At 71.4% G+C, this 16621-nt stretch carries 15 protein-coding genes; 6 read left to right on the top strand and 9 right to left on the bottom strand.

Annotation, left to right across the window (positions count from 1 at the left end; all coding sequences use genetic code 11):
* Nucleotides 1-4 precede the first annotated feature (4 nt).
* The gene (locus Ssi02_RS31270) at nt 5-397 is read right to left on the bottom strand and encodes a pentapeptide repeat-containing protein (protein WP_204031175.1); all 393 of its coding nucleotides are present in this window, start codon (nt 395-397) and stop codon (nt 5-7) included.
* Between the two features lie 27 nt (nt 398-424).
* On the opposite strand from Ssi02_RS31270, the gene Ssi02_RS31265 reads away from it, so the two are divergent.
* The 3 genes from Ssi02_RS31265 (at nt 425) to Ssi02_RS31255 (ending at nt 2619) form a co-directional block, all read left to right on the top strand.
* A complete protein-coding gene (locus Ssi02_RS31265) occupies nt 425-889 on the top strand; it encodes a type 2 periplasmic-binding domain-containing protein (RefSeq protein WP_204031174.1) in 465 nt (154 codons plus the stop codon).
* Nucleotides 890-1027: 138 nt separating this feature from the next.
* Nucleotides 1028-1723 (top strand): CTP synthase C-terminal region-related (seleno)protein, encoded by a 696-nt coding sequence (locus tag Ssi02_RS31260; protein WP_204031173.1) that lies wholly within the window; start codon nt 1028-1030, stop codon nt 1721-1723.
* A complete protein-coding gene (locus Ssi02_RS31255; RefSeq protein WP_204031172.1) occupies nt 1720-2619 on the top strand; it encodes a LysR family transcriptional regulator in 900 nt (299 codons plus the stop codon). The genes Ssi02_RS31260 and Ssi02_RS31255 overlap by 4 nt, the downstream gene beginning before the upstream one ends.
* 249 nt (nt 2620-2868) lie before the next feature.
* Here the strand turns inward: Ssi02_RS31255 and Ssi02_RS31250 are convergent, their stop codons facing one another.
* The 5 genes from Ssi02_RS31250 to Ssi02_RS31230 form a co-directional block, all read right to left on the bottom strand.
* Complete coding sequence (locus tag Ssi02_RS31250; protein WP_204031171.1) at nt 2869-3489, bottom strand: response regulator; 621 nt, start codon at nt 3487-3489, stop codon at nt 2869-2871.
* Entirely contained in the window at nt 3486-4694 is a 1209-nt protein-coding gene (locus tag Ssi02_RS39460; RefSeq protein WP_204031170.1) for a sensor histidine kinase, read from the bottom strand. The genes Ssi02_RS31250 and Ssi02_RS39460 overlap by 4 nt, the downstream gene beginning before the upstream one ends.
* A 36-nt stretch (nt 4695-4730) precedes the next feature.
* Nucleotides 4731-6551 (bottom strand): hypothetical protein, encoded by a 1821-nt coding sequence (locus Ssi02_RS31240; protein ID WP_204031169.1) that lies wholly within the window; start codon nt 6549-6551, stop codon nt 4731-4733.
* Nucleotides 6536-7303, bottom strand: coding sequence for an ABC transporter ATP-binding protein (locus Ssi02_RS31235; RefSeq protein ID WP_204031168.1), 768 nt, complete (start codon nt 7301-7303; stop codon nt 6536-6538). Before Ssi02_RS31235 ends, Ssi02_RS31240 begins: the two co-directional genes overlap by 16 nt.
* Before the next feature lie 220 nt (nt 7304-7523).
* On the bottom strand, nt 7524-8135 hold the full coding sequence (locus Ssi02_RS31230; protein WP_204031167.1) for a TetR/AcrR family transcriptional regulator: 612 nt from the start codon (nt 8133-8135) through the stop codon (nt 7524-7526).
* A 40-nt stretch (nt 8136-8175) separates the two neighbouring features.
* Between Ssi02_RS31230 and Ssi02_RS31225 the strand changes: the two genes are divergently transcribed.
* On the top strand, nt 8176-9381 hold the full coding sequence (locus tag Ssi02_RS31225) for an FAD-dependent oxidoreductase (RefSeq protein WP_204031166.1): 1206 nt from the start codon (nt 8176-8178) through the stop codon (nt 9379-9381).
* Complete coding sequence (locus tag Ssi02_RS31220) at nt 9330-9977, top strand: hypothetical protein (RefSeq protein WP_204031165.1); 648 nt, start codon at nt 9330-9332, stop codon at nt 9975-9977. Before Ssi02_RS31225 ends, Ssi02_RS31220 begins: the two co-directional genes overlap by 52 nt.
* A 292-nt stretch (nt 9978-10269) precedes the next feature.
* Here Ssi02_RS31220 and Ssi02_RS31215 read toward each other — a convergent pair whose 3' ends face one another.
* Entirely contained in the window at nt 10270-13122 is a 2853-nt protein-coding gene (locus Ssi02_RS31215; protein ID WP_204031164.1) for an AfsR/SARP family transcriptional regulator, read from the bottom strand.
* A gap of 224 nt (nt 13123-13346) precedes the next feature.
* Complete coding sequence (locus tag Ssi02_RS31210; protein WP_204031163.1) at nt 13347-13712, bottom strand: hypothetical protein; 366 nt, start codon at nt 13710-13712, stop codon at nt 13347-13349.
* 329 nt (nt 13713-14041) lie between these two features.
* Between Ssi02_RS31210 and Ssi02_RS31205 the strand changes: the two genes are divergently transcribed.
* A complete protein-coding gene (locus Ssi02_RS31205) occupies nt 14042-14860 on the top strand; it encodes an SAM-dependent methyltransferase (RefSeq protein ID WP_204031162.1) in 819 nt (272 codons plus the stop codon).
* A gap of 136 nt (nt 14861-14996) precedes the next feature.
* Here the strand turns inward: Ssi02_RS31205 and Ssi02_RS31200 are convergent, their stop codons facing one another.
* Complete coding sequence (locus tag Ssi02_RS31200) at nt 14997-16280, bottom strand: DNA sulfur modification protein DndB (protein WP_204031161.1); 1284 nt, start codon at nt 16278-16280, stop codon at nt 14997-14999.
* Nucleotides 16281-16621: the final 341 nt, after the last annotated feature.

Here is a 16621-nt window from a genome sequence, read left to right as displayed (position 1 = left end):
TGTCTCAGTGGAACTTCGTGGTCTGGTCGACGTAGGTCGCCGCCCGCACTTCCCGCTCGGTCACGCCACGAATTCTGCGCAAGTTCGCACCGCGCAGATCCGCGCCACGCAGGTCCGCGCCGGTCAGGTCGGCTCCGAACAGATGCGCCTCACGCAGGTCCGCACCGCGAAGGTCCGCACCGCGCAGGACCGCACGGTGTAAGTCCGCATGGCTCAGGTCCGCATCGCTCAGGTTCGCCAAGATCAGGCTGGCGCCCGTCAGCCGCGCACTGACCATGTCCGCGCCGATCAGCTGCGTACCTGACAGGTTCGCACCGCGAAGGTCCGCGATGCGCAGGACCGCACCGCTCAGGTCCAGCAGGTGCCGGAACGTGTTCCGGCCGAGGCGCCTCGGCACCCCGCAACAACACTCGGAGGAGACATCGTGATTCACGAAACCCTGGAGACGATCGACGGCCGCCCGGCGCTGCGCTTCGAGTGCACGGTCGCCACCCGATCGAGCGCGTGTGGCGGGCCGTCAGCGTGCCGGCGGAGCTCGAGCGCTGGTTTCCCGCAGCCGCCGACTGGACGCCGGCGGCAGGTGATACCGGCCGGGCACCCCGATCCGCTCAGCCTGCCCACGATCGACTGGAACGAGCGCACCTCGGCCGAGACGGAGGACTGGTGCGCCCAGCAGCCGTGGCTCTCCGCCGGCGACATCCGGGTGGAGGACGACGGCGTGGCCATGTCCATGGTCGGTCACGGGCTCGGCACCACGATCGTTCCCCGCCTGAGCCTGCGCGGCGCCCCGCCCAAGGTGGCCATGCGGCCCCTCGGCCCCGACGCGCCCGCCGTGTCGGATATGTCGTCACCCCCGAGACGCTCGGCTCGGCAGCCGTCCGCGCGCTGATCGCCGAACTCCGCGCCCAGAGCCCGAAAGACACCGCGGCCGGCACGGAACGGATGGTGCCGTCATGAGCGATCGCTCATGACGGGCGCGTGGTTCGGCATTGGTGTTCATGGCCGGTGCCGCCGCATAGTGAAGCCCATGAACCGAACCCTGCAAGTCGCGGTCGTCGGCGACCTACGCCCCGGCTTCCCCCCGCACATGGCCACCGACGACGCGTTGCGGCACGCCGCGGCACACCTCGGCGTCGGAGTCGACATCCGGTGGCTGCCCACCGAACCGCTCGAATCCGACCTGGGCGAGGTCAAGGCGGCCGACGTGTTGTGGTGCGCCCCCGGCAGCCCGTACCTCAGCCTGGCCGGCGCCCTCGCCGCGCTCCGGCACGGCCGCGAGCACGGCGTGCCCACGCTGGGGACGTGCGGCGGCTGCCAGCACATGATCATCGAATACGCCCGCAACGTGCTCGGCTACGAGGACGCCCAGCACGCCCAGTACGACCCCTACGCCTCGACCCTGTTCATCTCGGCGCTGGCCTGCTCACTGGCGGGCAAGACCATGCCCGTCACCCTGCTCGCCGGCTCCCGGGCTGCCGAGTTGTACGGCGGAGCGAGCGCCGAGGAGGAGTACTACTGCAACTTCGGCCTCGATCCCCGGCGGCAGGGCACCCTGCACGACGGCGGCTTCACGGTCACCGGCGTGGACGGCGACGGCGAGGCCCGGGTGCTTGAGGTGGCCGGTCATCCCTTCTACGTGGGCACGGTGTTCGTGCCGCAGGTCCGCTCGCGTCCCGGGGCGCCGCACCCGCTGGTGACCGGGCTGCTGCGGGCCGCGTTGTGACGTTCACGCAGCTGAGGATTCTGCAGGCGGTCGCGCGCACCGGCAACATGACGCGGGCCGCCGAGGAGCTGGCCACCACGCAGTCCGCCGTCAGCCACGCGCTGCGGGCGCTGGAGAGCGAACTCGGGGTGTCGTTGCTGGTGCGGGGCAACCACGGGGTGAGCCTGACGGCTGCCGGGCGTGCCGTGTGCCGCCGCGCCACGCTCATCCTCACCCAGCTGGAGGCGCTGGCGCAGGAGGTCGCCGCGGCCCGGGAGCAGGACAGCGGCAGCCTGCGGGTCGGCGCCATGCCGAGCGCCAACGTCCGGCTGCTGCCGCCGATCCTGCGGCGCTTCGAGGAGGCGCATCCGCGGGTGCGGCTGACGGTGATGGAGGGCTCGGACGACGAGGTGCTGGAGTGGCTCGTGACGGGGGCGGCCGACGTCGTGACCGTGCTCGGGGGTGCTTCCGCCGTACGGAGCACCGGGGTCGCGCTTCCCGCGGGGGCGGTGACGCTGCCGCTCGCCGTGGATCCCATGCTGGCGGTCCTGCCCAGCGGCCATGACCTGGGCGTCCGCGACGCGGTGCCGGTGAGCGAGCTGGCCCGGCACCCGTTCATCATGTCCACGGGCGGGTGCGAGCCGCTCATCTCGGCGCTCGCGCGGGCGGCGGGGGCGAGCCTGAAGTGCCACTATCGGGTGCGCGACAGCAACAGCATCCTCGCGATGGTCGCCGAGGGCCTCGGGGTGAGCATCGTCCCGGAACTGTCGCTGCCCGCCCACCGCGCCGGCCTGCACGCGATCCCGCTCGACCCGCCCGCCGAGCGCACCATCCTCCTCGCCCTCCCCCCGGACCCCCTCCCGGCCGCCGTCGCCTTCACCGACCTGGCGACCGCCGTGACCGGTTCACCCCGCTGATCCCCCACCGTGGGTCATTCCTCGGGCTGCGCGTGGCGCGACCACCTCAACAACCCGCCGGCCGTACATCTCGGCCTCGCCTGCCCCCGGGCCGCGGTCAGTCGCGACCCCCCGGCGATCCGGCGCGTGAGGCGCTCGGTGGCTCAGCAAGACGACCAACCCCGCGGTGTCGGTAAGGCCGGCCCCACCAGCCGCCATCTGCGCCGTTCCTGCAGGTGGGCGGGGGTGGGCTCAGGTGCGGCGGGTCGGCTAACTGAGCAAACCGCGTCGATACCCCTCGCCGACGGCGGCGGCGCGGTCGCGGACGCCGAGTTTGTCGTAGATGTGCAGCAGGTGGGTCTTGATGCTGGCCTCGCTGATGAAGAGTTTGGCTGCCGCCTGGCGATTGGAGGCGCCGCCTGCGACAAGGGCGAGGACCTGCAGTTCGCGGTCGGTGAGGGCGGCCTTGACCGGTCGGCGCACCTGGCCCATCAGGCGGCCGGCGACCGAGGGGGACAGGACCGGCTCGCCTGCGGCGGCGGCGCGGACGGCGCGCAGGAGTTCCTCGGTGGGGGCGTCTTTGAGGAGGTAGCCGGTGGCGCCGGCTTCGATGGCGGGCAGGACGTCGGAGTCGCCGTCGAAGGTGGTCAGGACGAGGACCTTGATGTGAGGGTGGGAGTCGCGCAGGGCGGTGATGGCGGTGACGCCGTCCATTTCGGGCATGCGCAGGTCCATGAGGACGATGTCGACCTCGAGTGCGGCGGCGCGGTCGATGCCTTCGCGGCCGTTGGCGGCTTCTCCGGCGACGTCGATGTCGGGTTCGGTTTCGAAGGCGGCGCGCAGGCCGCCGCGGACGATGGGGTGGTCGTCGACGAGGAGGAGGCGGATCATCGGGGGTTTCCTTGGAGCGCGGGGACGGTGGCGCTGACGGCGGTGCCCTCGCCGGGCGTGCTCTCGATTTCGAGGGAGCCGCCGACGCCGCGCAGGCGTTGTCTCATGCTGCTGAGGCCGAATCCTTTGCCGTCGGGGGTGCGGATGCCGGTGCCGTTGTCGCGGATGTCGAGCAGGACGACGGCGCCGGTGTAGGAGAGGGTGAGGCCGGCGCGGGTGGCGCGGGCGTGTTTGGCGACGTTGGTGAGGGCTTCCTGGGCGACGCGGAAGAGGGTGACCTCGATGGCGGGGCTGAGGGGGACGCGGTCGCCGGTCACTTCAACGTGGAGGTCGACGCCTGCGCTCTGGCTCCAGTTGCGGGCCAGGGTGGTGATGGCTTCGGGCAGGTGGGCGCCCTCGAGCTGGTGGGGCTGGAGGGCGGAGACGGAGCGACGGGCTTCGGTGAGGCTGTCCTGGGCGAGGTTGAGCGCGAGTTCGAGGTGGGTGCCTGAGTCCTCGACGCGTTGGGCGGCGCGGAGCTGGGTGATGATGCCGGTGAGCCCTTGGGCGAGGGTGTCGTGGATCTCGCGTGCCATGCGCTGGCGCTCGTCGAGGATGCCGGCCTGGTGGGCTTGGGTGAGGAGCTGGGCGTGGAGGTCGGCGTTCTCCTCCATAGCGGTCTGGAGGTCGTTGACTGCTTTGCGGTATTTGCGCTGCCGCTCCTCGAGCTTGATGCCGACGACGGAGCCGCCGCCGATGGCGACGGTCTGCACGACGATGATCGCCAGGTAGAAGACGATGAGCTGGGTGGTGGCCTGGGCCCAGTCGAGCGTCGCGCCGTACAGGACGAAGGAGGTGGCGGCGACCGCGGCGAAGGTCCACTTGGAGGAAGCGAAGTTGGCGGCGAGGAAGAAGCCGGAGATGCAGTAGATGAAGAAGATGGGGTCGTGGAGGGCGAGCAGCGCGGCGGTGGCCAGGACGCCGGCGAAGTGAACGGTGACGACGACCCGGCGTCCGCGCAGGGCCGCGGGCAGGAGGGTGTGGGCGCCGAGATTCCAGGCGAGGGCCAGGGCGGTGAGCGCGAGAGTACGGGGGATCCCGCCTTCGGGCTGGTCGGGTGAGGCCAGGCTGATGACCAGGGAAGCGGCGAGGGTGATGTAGGGGACGATCTCTACGATGCGCTCGAAGCGTTGCTCCCAGGCCGAAGGCGGAAAGGGGTCGTTCATCCGGAACGTTCTCCTCCTCGCGGGTATGGGCAGCTTTCACCTGGTGGCGGCCGATGGGGGCGAGTTTAGGCGCATGGGGATGAGGATGGCGTAGCCGTACATGAGCAGCCCTACGGCGATCATGAAGATGATGGTGGGCCATTGCCAGACCGGCGGGAGATGAAGGGCGAGGAACCATCCGCGGTCCTCGATGCCGAAGATCTTCATGACCATGGGCACGAGTCCCTGGGGGATCAGAGGAAGCCAGGCGACGGTGTAGCTGATCGTGACGCCGATGCGGTGCTGGATAGGGAGGTCCGCGCCCGCGGGTTCGGCGGCCTGGGGTGCCGGGCCGTGCTTCATGAGGTTGAGGAGATCGATCCCGTGGTTCCCGAGTCTGCGGTAGGCGATCCTGCCCAGGCCCCAGGCGAAGAGGGCGCCGGTCAGCACACCGGTGGCGATGCCGGCCCAGGGGTGGAGGAGGATGGCGCCGGCGGTGGGCAGCGCGGTGGCGGGGACCGCGATGAGCACGAGATAGGCGAGGCTGGTTTCGGCGGATTCGTCGGCGCCGGTGCTGAGCGGGTTGCCGCCGCGCTTGTGGGGGTCGGTGCCGGGGACGAGCGAGGTGACGGCGAGCAGGACGATGATCCCGGCGCCGCCGCCGAGGAGGGCGGGGAGCAGGCCGAGTATCCACGGCCAGGCCCAGGTCTGGCCGCTGACGAGGGCGCCGGCCAGGGAGAGGACGACGGCGGCCGGGCCGACGACGAGGAGCCAGGCCCGCTGGCGGCCGCGTACGTCGGCGCGCTCCGCGCCGGGGATCATGAGGGTGAGCCAGAGGGCGGTCCCGTCGGCGCCGTAGAGGTTGGCCGAGGACGCGGCGGCCATCACGATCGCGATGAGTCCCGTGAAGGGGACCATGACCCAGGCGTCGAGGGCGAGGAGCAGGAGGGGGGTGACGACGGCGAAGGAGAAGGCGGTGGCGAGGAGCTGGATGCGGACGAGGTCACGCCACCAGGCACGCAGTTCCTTGGCGGCGATGATGCGGGCGCCGCCGGTGGCGGGGAAGGGGCGGGGCGTGCCCCGGCGGGGCGGCACACCCCCGCGCGCGGCCGAGACGACGCGCCGTGCCAGCAGCCCGGCCCAGGCGGCCAGGAGGAGGGCGATCACGCCGGCGCCGGCGGCGAGGATGGCGAGGGCGAGAGGCCAGGGGGCTTCGACGGCGGCCACGCCCCATCCGGAGGGCAGGACGCGGACGAGGATCTGGGACCAGGCGGCGGTGTCGGTGCCGCCCACCGCTACGACGGGTGCCCAGCCGTTGCTGCACAGGGCGATGGCGGTGCCGGTCACGATGCCGACGGTGGCCGCGGTGGCGCGCGATCTGACGAACAACCCGATGAGCGCCACGATGACGCGGGAGATCATCACCATGGTGATGAGCGTGGTGAGGGCTGCTGCCAGGCCGATGAGCACTCCGGCCGGGCCGAAGCGCCAGCCGTACACCGGCAGGGACAGCAGGGCTATGAGATTGACCGCGGGCGCGGGGCCCGCGAAAGCTCCGGCGAGCAGTGCCGTCGCGATCCGGCCCGGCGTGGCCGGGAGCATGGAGAAGTACTCGGGGCGCAGGGCCTCGCTGCCGCCCCCGATGAGGATGGGGCCGAAGATCCAGCCGAAGAGCCACAGGGCCAGGGTGATCGGCAGGTAGGCGGGCCACAGGACGGCGACGGCGATCGTGCCGAAGGCCAGGATCAGCCCGAGGGAGCCATACGTGTAGAGGTTGGTGGCATTGTCGCCGCGCAGGGAGTTGCGCATGAGCGCCAGCCGCATGCGGATCATGTGCTGCGCCAAGGCGGCCGGGCCGGGAGTCAGGAGGTGAGCCATGCCAGCCCCTCCGCTCCACCGGCGCGGGCGCCGACGAGGCCCACGAAGGCGTCCTCCAGAGTTCCGGCGCCGCGGACGTCGGCCAGCGGCCCGGCGGCTACCACGCGGCCGTCGGAGATGACGCCCACCTGGTCGCAGAGCTGCTCGACGAGGGCCATGACGTGACTGGAGATGATCACCGAGCCGCCGCCGGCTGCGAACCTGCGCAGGATGCCCTTGATCGTGGCCGCGGAGACGGGGTCGACGGCCTCGAAGGGCTCGTCCAGGACGAGCAGGCGGGGCGCGTGCAGGAGGGCGACGGCCAGGCCGATCTTCTTGCGCATGCCGGTGGAGTATTCGATGACCAGGGTCCGCTCCGCGGAGTCGAGTTCGAGGACCTGGAGGAGTTCGCCGGTGCGCTCGGCGACGACGTCGGGCCGCATGCCCCGCAGCAGCCCGAGGTAGGTGAGGACCTCGCGGCCGGTGAGCCGTTCCGGCATGGCGTTGCCGTCGGGCAGCACGCCGATCAGTCCTTTGGCCCGGACGGTGTCACGCCAGACGTCGACGCCGAAGATCTCGGCGCTGCCGGCGTCGGGGCGGAGCAGGCCGACGGCCATGGCCAGGGTGGTGGTCTTGCCGGCGCCGTTGGGGCCGACCAGGCCGTAGAAGGATCCGGCGGGGACGGTGAGGTGGATGTCGTCGACGGCCACGTGGTCGCCGAAGGCTTTGCGGAGTCCGACGGTGCGGAGGGCGGGCTCCCGATGTGTTGGCATGCCTCGAGAATCGCGCGGGGCAGGGGGTGCCGGATCGTCCGGCCGGAGAGCGGGATGGTGGATTCCGGCATCAGCCGATCGGTTGATGCGGGGAGAGCGGCTGGTCCGTCGTGCACGAGAGCTACTCGGCCGGCCGCACAGAGAAGATCCAGGGGAACGGGCCGCGATGAGGCGCCCTTCTATGGGTGCGGCGGCGGGGACGGCCTCAGCGTGCTGCCGATCAGGCAGGGCCGTCCGGTGCGGGGAGGCCGCCGTGGACGATGGAGCGGGCGAGGTCGCGGACGGTTTCCCTGGTGATGTGCTGCGGGGGCAGGGTGACCAGGGTGAACAGGGCGCCGGCGTAGAGGATGATCAAGGTGGGGATGCTCTCGGCGGGGGTGCGCAGACCGAGCCGGGTGTGGTAGCCGGCGGTGTGGAGGGCCGAGGTGTCGAGCAGGCCCGCGAGGGCCGCGGCCAGGGTCGGGCGGCGGGTGGACTCCAGCTGGAGCTCGAAGATCGCCAGGTAGCGGGTGCGCAGGGTGGTCGCCGCCTCGAAGAGTGATTCGGTCAGCAGGTCGACGACGAGGCGGGGGCCGTCGGCGGCCCGGGACGCGGCGGTCTCGTGGAGGTCGGCGACGCGGTCCATGTCGGCATAGTGCAGCTCGACGACGCGTTCCGCGGCGGCCACCAGCAGGGCCTCCCGGCTGCGGTAGTAGTTCGAGGCCGTGCCGGTCGGGAGGCCGGCGGCCTTCTCGACCGCGCGGTGGGTCAATCCGTGGATCCCCGAGGCGGCCAGCAGATCTATCGCGGCGTCGGCCAGAGCGCGGCGCCGGGCCGGATTGGTAGGCGGCATACGCCCATGATATGACAGTAAACGTACTAGAACGATCGTAGTGAAACGAGGACGCGGCATGCGGGTCGTGGTGGCAGGAGCCGGCTTAGGCGGGGTAGGGGCCGCGGTGGGGCTGCACCGGCAAGGTCACGAGGTGACGCTGTTTGAGCGCGGCGCCGAGCTGCGGGAGAAGGGCACGGCCATCGTGCTGCTGCCCAACGGCGTTCGTGCGCTGGACTCGCTGGGGCTCGCCGGCTACGCCCGCGACCACCCCCTCCCACCGGTCAGCGGCGGCATGCGGGACCGGAACGGCCGGCCGCTGCTCGTCACCGACGTGGCCAAGGCGCAGTCGGAGATGGGCGCGGGCGCCAGCGTCAGCCGGGCGGAGCTGCACCGGGCACTGCGCGACCCGCTGCCCCCCGAGCTGGTGCGCACCGGCACGGCGATCGACCGGCTGGACTCCGGCGATGACGAGGTGTCGGTGGTGAGCGGCGGCCGGGTCGTGGCCAGGGCCGACGCGGCGATCGTGGCCGACGGCATCGGCAGCGTACTGCGCGGCCACCTGTTCCCCGGGCACCCCGGAGTGCGGCGGGTCGGCAGGCTCGACCTGCGCGGCATGCTGCCCGCGCCCGCGAACCTCGACTACGGTGGCCTGCTGACGAGCAACCTGCTCGACCGCCGCACGGGGGCGATGTTCGGCCTCTACCCGGTCGGCGAGGACCTCCTCTACTGGTTCACCGACCAAGCGCTGCGCGGCCCGGTGCCGGGGGCGGAGCAGGCGCGCCGGGGGGTGCTGTCGCTGATGTCCGACTGGCATCCGGTGGTCCCCGCGCTCATCGAGGCCACCGCGCTCGACGACATCTACATCGACCCGATCGCGCGCCTGGCCGAGCCGCTGCCGGCGTACGCGGTCGGCAGGATCGCGCTGATCGGCGACGCCGCGCACGCCATGACCCCCGACCTCGGCCAGGGCGCCAGCCAGGCGTTCATGGACGCGGCGTCGGTGACCCGGCACCTGGCGGGCGCGGGACCGGCGGACGTGGTGCGGCGGCTGCGGGGCTACGACGCCGAGCGCCGCCCGCGCGCCAACCGGGTGATGGAGGCGGCGTCCCGGCAGGGGTGGCTCACGTCGCGCACCGGCGCCGGCGCGTGGCTTCGCGACGCGATGCTGCGCGCGATCCCCACCCGGGTCGCCACCCGCGCGCTCGCGTCCATGTGGAAGGCGGACTACCCCGCCAAGAGCTCCGTGAAGAGCACCGGCGGCTGACCGGGCGTGCGAGGCGAAGTCCGGCCCCCCTGCGGAGACCGGCGTCCCTTCCGGCGAACGCCCTTGAGGAGAGTGGTCGGCATGCCCCACGTGAACGTCACCGACGCGGCCGCACCCATCCCACCGCCGTCGATCCCCCCGGTCGACTTCGGCGTCGAACTCGCCGCCCGCCGGCCCAGCGCGGACGCGCCCCGGCGCACCACCGCTTCGGCACCGACCTCGGCGACCCCCGTGCCGCCGACACCGCGACCGCCCGCTACGAGGCGTCCCGCCGGCCCGCCGCCGACTACGTGGCGCGGCTGTCCCACACCCTGGCGACGCTGTTCACCTCGAACTCGGCCGGGGCGCGGCCGGTGCGCCGCAACCGCGGCAACGTGCCGCTGCGGCGCAGGATCGTGTACGGCATGGCCGGCTTCACCTCCGAAACCGCCACCACGTGGGCCTGGTTGTCGGCCCTCGGGCTGACCGGCGCCGAACGCACGGCGACCCGGCGGCGGGTGTCGCATATCCGCGGTGCGCTTCCCCGTGTTGCCGCTGGTGGCTCCGGCCGGCGCCGAGCAGGCGTTGGCTGGGCGCTGTACGGTGACCGGCGCTGAGTGTCGCATGTCCGCGCGGTGCGTTCCCCCGTGTTGCCGCTGGTGGCTCTGGTCTGTGCCGAGCAGGCGTTGGCTGGGCGCTGTACGGTGACCGGCGCCGAATGCAGGGCGGCACGGCGCTGAGTGTCGCATGTCCGCGCGGTGCGTTCCCCCGTGTTGCCGCTGGTGGCTCCGGCCGGCGCCGAGCAGGCGTTGGCTCGGCGCCGAACGGTCACGCCTGGATGGAGCCGTGTCCTCTCCGCCGGTCTCCGGGCGTTCCGGCCGGGTGGCCCCGGTCGGCATCCGCTTGTGGTCAGTGGGGTGGCGTGGCGGCGGTGAAGCGGGTGAGGTCCTTCATCTGGGTGCCTCGGTCGAAGGCGGCGGTGTAGGCCGGGATGCCGAGGGCCTGGCGGGTTTCGCGTTCGGCCAGCAGGTGTGCGTCGTGGAAGGGACGCAGGGCGGTGAGGGAGACGCCGGTCGCCTGGCGCAGGCCGGAGGCGGCGCCGAGGAGTTCGGCCGCGTGGACGTGCAGGCCGGCGGCGGAGGCCGCCCAGGCCAGGGATTCAAGGGTCCAGACCGGCCCCCAGCGGTCGTCGATGTCGCACTGCCTGCGCAGGGCGTCGCGCAGCAGGCCAGGGGACCTTCCGGGATCGCCGTGCCAGAGTTCGGTGAGCCCGCTCAGCCACCGTGCCCACGTGCAGGCCCAGGCGGCCCCGCTCTCCTCGGCCTCGGCGAGGTAGGTGTCGCGGGCGGCGGTCGCGACGGCCCGGTCGCCGAGGAACACCCACGCCATGGCCCACATCATGGTGGCCATGTGGGCGTCGCCGTACTCCCCGGCCCGGCGGAACGCGTCCCTGGCCCGCGCCAGCAGCGGCGCGGCGCGGATGTCGCCGTCGGCCAGCAGCGCGTGGAGGCCCTCGATGTAGGCGCCGGCGGCCGGCGATCCGCCGGGGGCGAGGCCGCGGAAGCGGGCCAGGAACGTGCCGGTCGCGGGCCGGTCTCCCTGCACGAGCGCGAAGAACACCAGCATGGCGGCGGCGCCCTCCCTGAGCGGGCCGGGGCACGCGGGGGCGGCGGCGCAGGTGCGCTCCAGCCAGAGGCGGCCCTCGCCGATGTCGCTGCTGAAGAACCAGATGCGGGCCCGGGCGAGGTCGGTGGCGATGGCCACCCCGTGGGCGGCCTCGGACGCCCGGGTCAGGCAGAAGCTGAGCGCGGCCCGCAGGTTCGGCAGCTCGCGCCGCAGCTTGGAAAGCCACTCGACCTCCTCGCGGCCGAACCAGCCGGCCGCCGCCGACGCCGCCATGCGCTGGTAGTGGTCGCGGTGGCGCCGCCGTACATCGCCCGCCGCGCCGAGGCCGGCCAGCCGGCGCGCGCCGTAGTGGCGGATGAGCTCAAGGAGCCGGTAACGCGTGCGGCTGCCGCGTGCGCTCACGGTCAGGATCGACTTGTGGACCAGGCTCGACACCAGGCCGGCGATGTCGTCGCGGGCGGTGCCCGCCGCGGCGCAGACCGCCTCGGCCGCCTCCAGGTCGAACCCGCCGGCGAACACCGACAGCCGCGCCCACAGCAGGCGCTCGGCCGGGGTGCACAGCTCGTGGCTCCAGTCGATCACGTCGTGCAGGGTGCGGTGGCAGGGCGGCGCGGTCTGCGTGCTGCCGCCGGCCAGCAGGCGGAACCGGTCGTCGAGGCGCTCCAGGACCTCCTCGGCCGAGAGTGTGCTCAGCCGTACCGCCGCGAGTTCGATCGCCAGGGGGATGCCGTCGAGCCGCCGGCAGAGCTGGGCGACGGCATCCTCGTTGGCGGCGGTGATGCGGAAGTCCGGCGCCGAGGCCGTGGCGCGGTCGAGCAGCAGCCCGACCGCGTCGTAGTCCGCCACTCCCTTGCCCGTGGCGTCGTTGAGGGGCGGCAGGGCCAGCGGCGGCACCAGCAGGGGGTGCTCGCCCGGCAGGCCCAGCCGGTGGCGGCTGGTGGTGAGCACCCGCAGGCCGGGCGCGGCCCGCAGCAGGGCGTCGGCCAGCGCCGCGACCGCGCCCACGAGGTGCTCGCAGTTGTCGAGGATCAGCAGCAGCCGCCTGCCGCGCAGGTGGTCGGTCAGGACGTCGCGGCGGGGGCGCGTCGACTGGTCGACGGCGCCGAGGGCCTGGGCCACGTGCTGGTCGAGCAGGCCGGGGTCGGTCAGGGAGGTGAGGTCGGCCAGCCACACGCCGTCGGGGAACGACCCGGTCAGCTCCGCCCCGGCCCGCAGCGCCAGCCGGGTCTTGCCGACCCCGCCGGCGCCGGTCAGCGTGACCAGGCGGCCCGCCGCGACAAGCCGCGCGATGTCGGTGAGCTGCCGTTCCCTGCCGACGAAGGTGGTGGTCTGCGCCGGAAGGTTGCCGCCCTCCTCGGGCACGCCGGTGTGGAGCAGCCCCGGGTCGGCGTCAAGGAGGCGGCGGTGCAGGTCGCGTAGCTCCTCGCCGGGGTCGATGCCGAGTTCGCCGGCGAGGCGGTCGCGCGCGGCCCGGTAGCACTGGAGGCCCTCGCCGCGGCGCCCCGACCGGTAGAGCGCGACCATCCGCTGCGCCCAGAACCGCTCGCGGTACGGATGACCGCCGGTCAGGTCGTGCAGTTCGGCGGCGACGCTCTCGTGGCGGCCGAGGGCGAGGTCGGCCTCGATCCGGAGTTCGAGCGCGGAAAGGCGCCTGTCGTTCAGGCCGGGGGCCACGTCGCGCCGCAGCACCTCCGAGGGGACGTCGGCGAGCGCCTCCCCCCGCCACAGCCGCAGCGCCTCCCCGAGGAGGCGCGACGCCCGCCCCATCTCGTCGGCGGCGGCCGCGGCCCTGGCACGCTCCACCTGGGTGTCGAAGCGGTGGAGGTCCAGGGCGGCGGGGCACAGCTCGATGGAGTAGCCGTGGGCGCGGGTGAGCAGCGGGGGGTGGGCTCCTGTGCCGCCGAGCAGGCGGCGCAGGCGCAGGATGTAGTTCTTCAGGGTGTTGCGGGCGCCGCCGGGGGGATCCTCGCCCCAGAGGCGGTCCACCAGGGTTTCGACGGTGACGACCCGGTTGGCGTCCACCAGCAGGGAGGCGAGCAGCACTCGTAGTTTGGCCGGGCCGACGGGCAGGTGGAGGCCGTCGTGCAGCGCTTCGATCGGTCCTAGGAGCTTGAATTCCCAGCCTGCGTCGCGCACGACGTAATGTAATCACATGAACACGCCATGTGAGGGCAGTGGCGACCCCCGAGGTCGTCACTGTGCCGGAGCCGCCGCCGTACCGCAGATGTCGACATGCCGGACTTGGCGCTGCGCGAGGCTCGCCATCGTCCCCCTTCTTCGTGTCTTCGAGACGGCGAAGGGCGCGCACCATGGGGGTGGCGCCCTTGCTTCAGCCGCAGATCACGCCCGACCGGCGCGGGTCAGCAGTTGCCGCGGTTGTAGACCCTGAAGACGATGGCCCAGCGGCCGAGGTATCTCGTCTCGTGGGCCGGCACGCAGACATACTCGTTCATCCCCGGCAGAAGATAGGTGACGAAGAGGCGTTCGCCGACGTTGGTGCAGTTCCTGTATTGCGCGACGTTGCCGTCCCGGAAGAGGCCGTGGGCGCACGCCAGCGCCGCCGGCGGGGTTTGCGCGGCCTCGGCGGCGGCGGGCGTTCCGCCGCTCAGCAACGCCGCACCGAGCAGCGCGCCGGCGAGACGCCCGGCTGTGCGCGCCATGCCCGCGCCGAAGGCGCCCCCGGTCGTGCGGGCACCGGCCTCTTTGGCGATTCGGAATCCAGTCACTGGTGCTTGCTCCTCCTGGTTCGCACCGCATTTGTGCGGCGTCGGCTGGCACGGGCGGATCTCCGTACCGCCCGTCGGTCGCCGCGGCCCCGCGGGACCGCGGACAGGCAGGAGCATGGCCCAGACCGCCGACACACCGGTCACTTCCCGGTCACACACCGCCCGTGCGTGCCGGTCGGGGTACGGTGCCCGGCCGGAGGGGCGGCCGGGGCAACGATTCGGATTCTCCGTATGCCGTCCCCCGCCCGGAACTGGAATGATCAACGAGTAGCTCCGCAGCCGGCGACACCCGCGCGACGCAGGGTCCAGACTCGCAGCAAAGAGGGACAATGGCGCACAATGCACCCGATTCCCGGTCACACCTCCAGATCGACACCACGATGCCGCATTCGGCCCGCGTCTGGAACTACTGGCTGGGCGGCAAGGACAACTACGAGGTCGACCGCCAAGTCGGCGACCAGGTCCGCGAGGTGTACCCCCAGATCGTGGAGGTGGCCCAGCACTCGCGTGCGTTCCTGGGCAGGGCGGTGCGCTTTCTGGCCGGCGAGGCGGGCATCACGCAGTTCCTGGACATCGGCACGGGCCTGCCCACGGCCGACAACACCCACGAGGTGGCCCAGCGCGTCAACCCGGAGTGCAGGATCGTCTACGTGGACCACGACCCGCTGGTCCTCGCACACGCCAGAGCGCTGCTGACAAGCACACCCGAAGGCGTGTGCGACTACATCGACGCCGACGTGCGCGACCCCGGGCGGATCCTGGAACTCTCGGCCCACACCCTCGACTTCGGCAGGCCTCTCGCCCTGATGATGCTGGGCATCCTTGGCAACGTGTGGGACGACGCGCAGGCGAAGAAGATCTGCGACCGCCTGGTGGCCGCCCTCCCCCCGGGCAGCTACCTGGTCCTGGAGGACGGCACCGACGTGGTCGACCCCCAGGCCTCCGCACGAGCCGAGCAGACCCGGGCCGAGGCGGGCGACCCCTACCGCCTGCGCGGCCTGCAGCAGATGGCGGAGTTCTTCGAGAACCTGCACCTGCTGGAGCCGGGCATCGTGTCGGTCTCACAATGGCGCCCCGACGCCACCCCCTGCGGAGTCCCGCCAGAGGTAGCGGCCTTCTGCGGCGTAGCGATCAAGCCATCACCCTGACATCACCTGCCCGCTTCACTCCCAGGTGCTGGTGTCGACGGTGAGGCCCTCGTGCTCGAAGTCGACAAACGCCACCTCGACAAAGTGAGGAGCCCCTCCGCATGAGATGTGGATGGGCTCCGGTGTTGCTGGTGAATCAGATGGCGGCCGGGGCCTTCTTGTACCAGTCCGTGATCACCTTGGTCAGGTGCACGACATTCTGCTGACGCATGATCGGGGCGAAAGCGTTCGGCTCGAAGTCCTCGTTCGCGGCCGTGGTACGCCAGAGACTGTCCTCGGTGACCGGGGCGGTCATGTGCCGGTCGAGCCGCTTGAAAAACTCCTGGATGTCGCCGTCCTCGGCCCCGTCCCCCCGTAGGTTGCGGTAGACGCCGCCCAAAACGCGAAGCATGCCCACCGAGCCTAGAAGTGAAGACTCGCGCAACCTCATGGCCTTGGTGGGGGGTGCAGGGGGCTCGTTCCTTTTCTTCTCGGAGAGCGCGGGGTCGTAGTTGTCGACGTCCTCCTCGGTGATCTCTGCAAGCGCGGTGAAAGCGATGGAGATGACATCCAGGAAGCCGCGAACACTTTCGATGACCTCGTTGTCGGTCAGCGACTCGACCTTCCTGCTGACGCGGCCACCGGGACCGGCGATTACGGCCCGAGTGATGTCGGCGACGTGCTTGGCGCCCATCAGGTTACGGTTGGTCAGAGTCATCCGATCCCGCTCGATGTCGACCTTGCCTAAGAAGAGTGGGTGGGTGACGATGTCACTGAGCGTGCGGTTGGCGATGCGCGAGGTGTCAAAGCGGGCCCGGACGGCACCAGAGATGCCCTTGGCATTGTCCGCAACGTCTACGAACATTTGCTGGCCCTTGACTCCGTCGGGCTCCACATAGATGTCAATACCGACGAACTCGTCCTTGAGTCGCTGCATTCGACCGATCAAGGCCTCCCGATCCTGCTCCAGCTTCGCCTTCTTGCCCTCGTTGGCGCGGTGGATCTCCCGGTCGATGCGAGAGACCTCATCTGTAATGCGCTTCTTTTCCAGGTGAACGCCGAGGATGCGGTGCTGGCCGTCGATCGTGATCAGGCGTCCGATGCCGCCGATGGACCACGGGACGGTGAGGTAGCCGACCGAGCCATCTTCGCTGATCGGCTCGAAGCGGCAGCCACCAGTGTCGCGGATGAGGAGGGCCGGAGCCACCCAGCCAGGGTTATCCGCAAGATACTGGCCAAAGCCCTTAGCGTGGTTAATATCCACCTTGCGGTTGTCCGGGTCCGGCTTGGCCGGGTCAGGGATGGTGAGGATGACCGAGAGGTCGGCGAGTGGGATGCGTGTCGTGTAAACGGTCCGACCGCCCTGACTGGTGCGGATCGCCAGATAGGTGGACTCTTCACGTACCAGGGAGAGGCGCGACGAGTCGACTGTGATGCTCATGGACACTTCCATTCCGGGCAAATGTAAGGCTACGCCCTATCGCGTAAGAACGAAAGCTATTCCGTCTGCACACTACCTGTCAATTAAAGTGTCTTAATTGACGGATTAGCGCCTCAAATGGCTATCATGCCAGACAATCTGGGACATGTAGGCGCGAATAATTGCCACCATGGCGCACTCCGAGCCGCAACATCCCTGCGGCACGAGCTTGTTTGTTGTAACCACGGAGATCCGTCGGCGCATCCCGGCCACCAGCGGGATAGATAGGCCGGGGCCGACGCGCATGGCATGCCCCAGCGTGGCGGAGCGGCCAGCAACCGGGTTGATTGACGGGAACATCA

The organism is Sinosporangium siamense (genome assembly GCF_016863435.1).
GTDB lineage: Bacteria > Actinomycetota > Actinomycetes > Streptosporangiales > Streptosporangiaceae > Sinosporangium > Sinosporangium siamense.
Note: the sequence above shows the minus strand (reverse complement) of the source record. Positions and strands in the feature narration are given on the sequence as shown.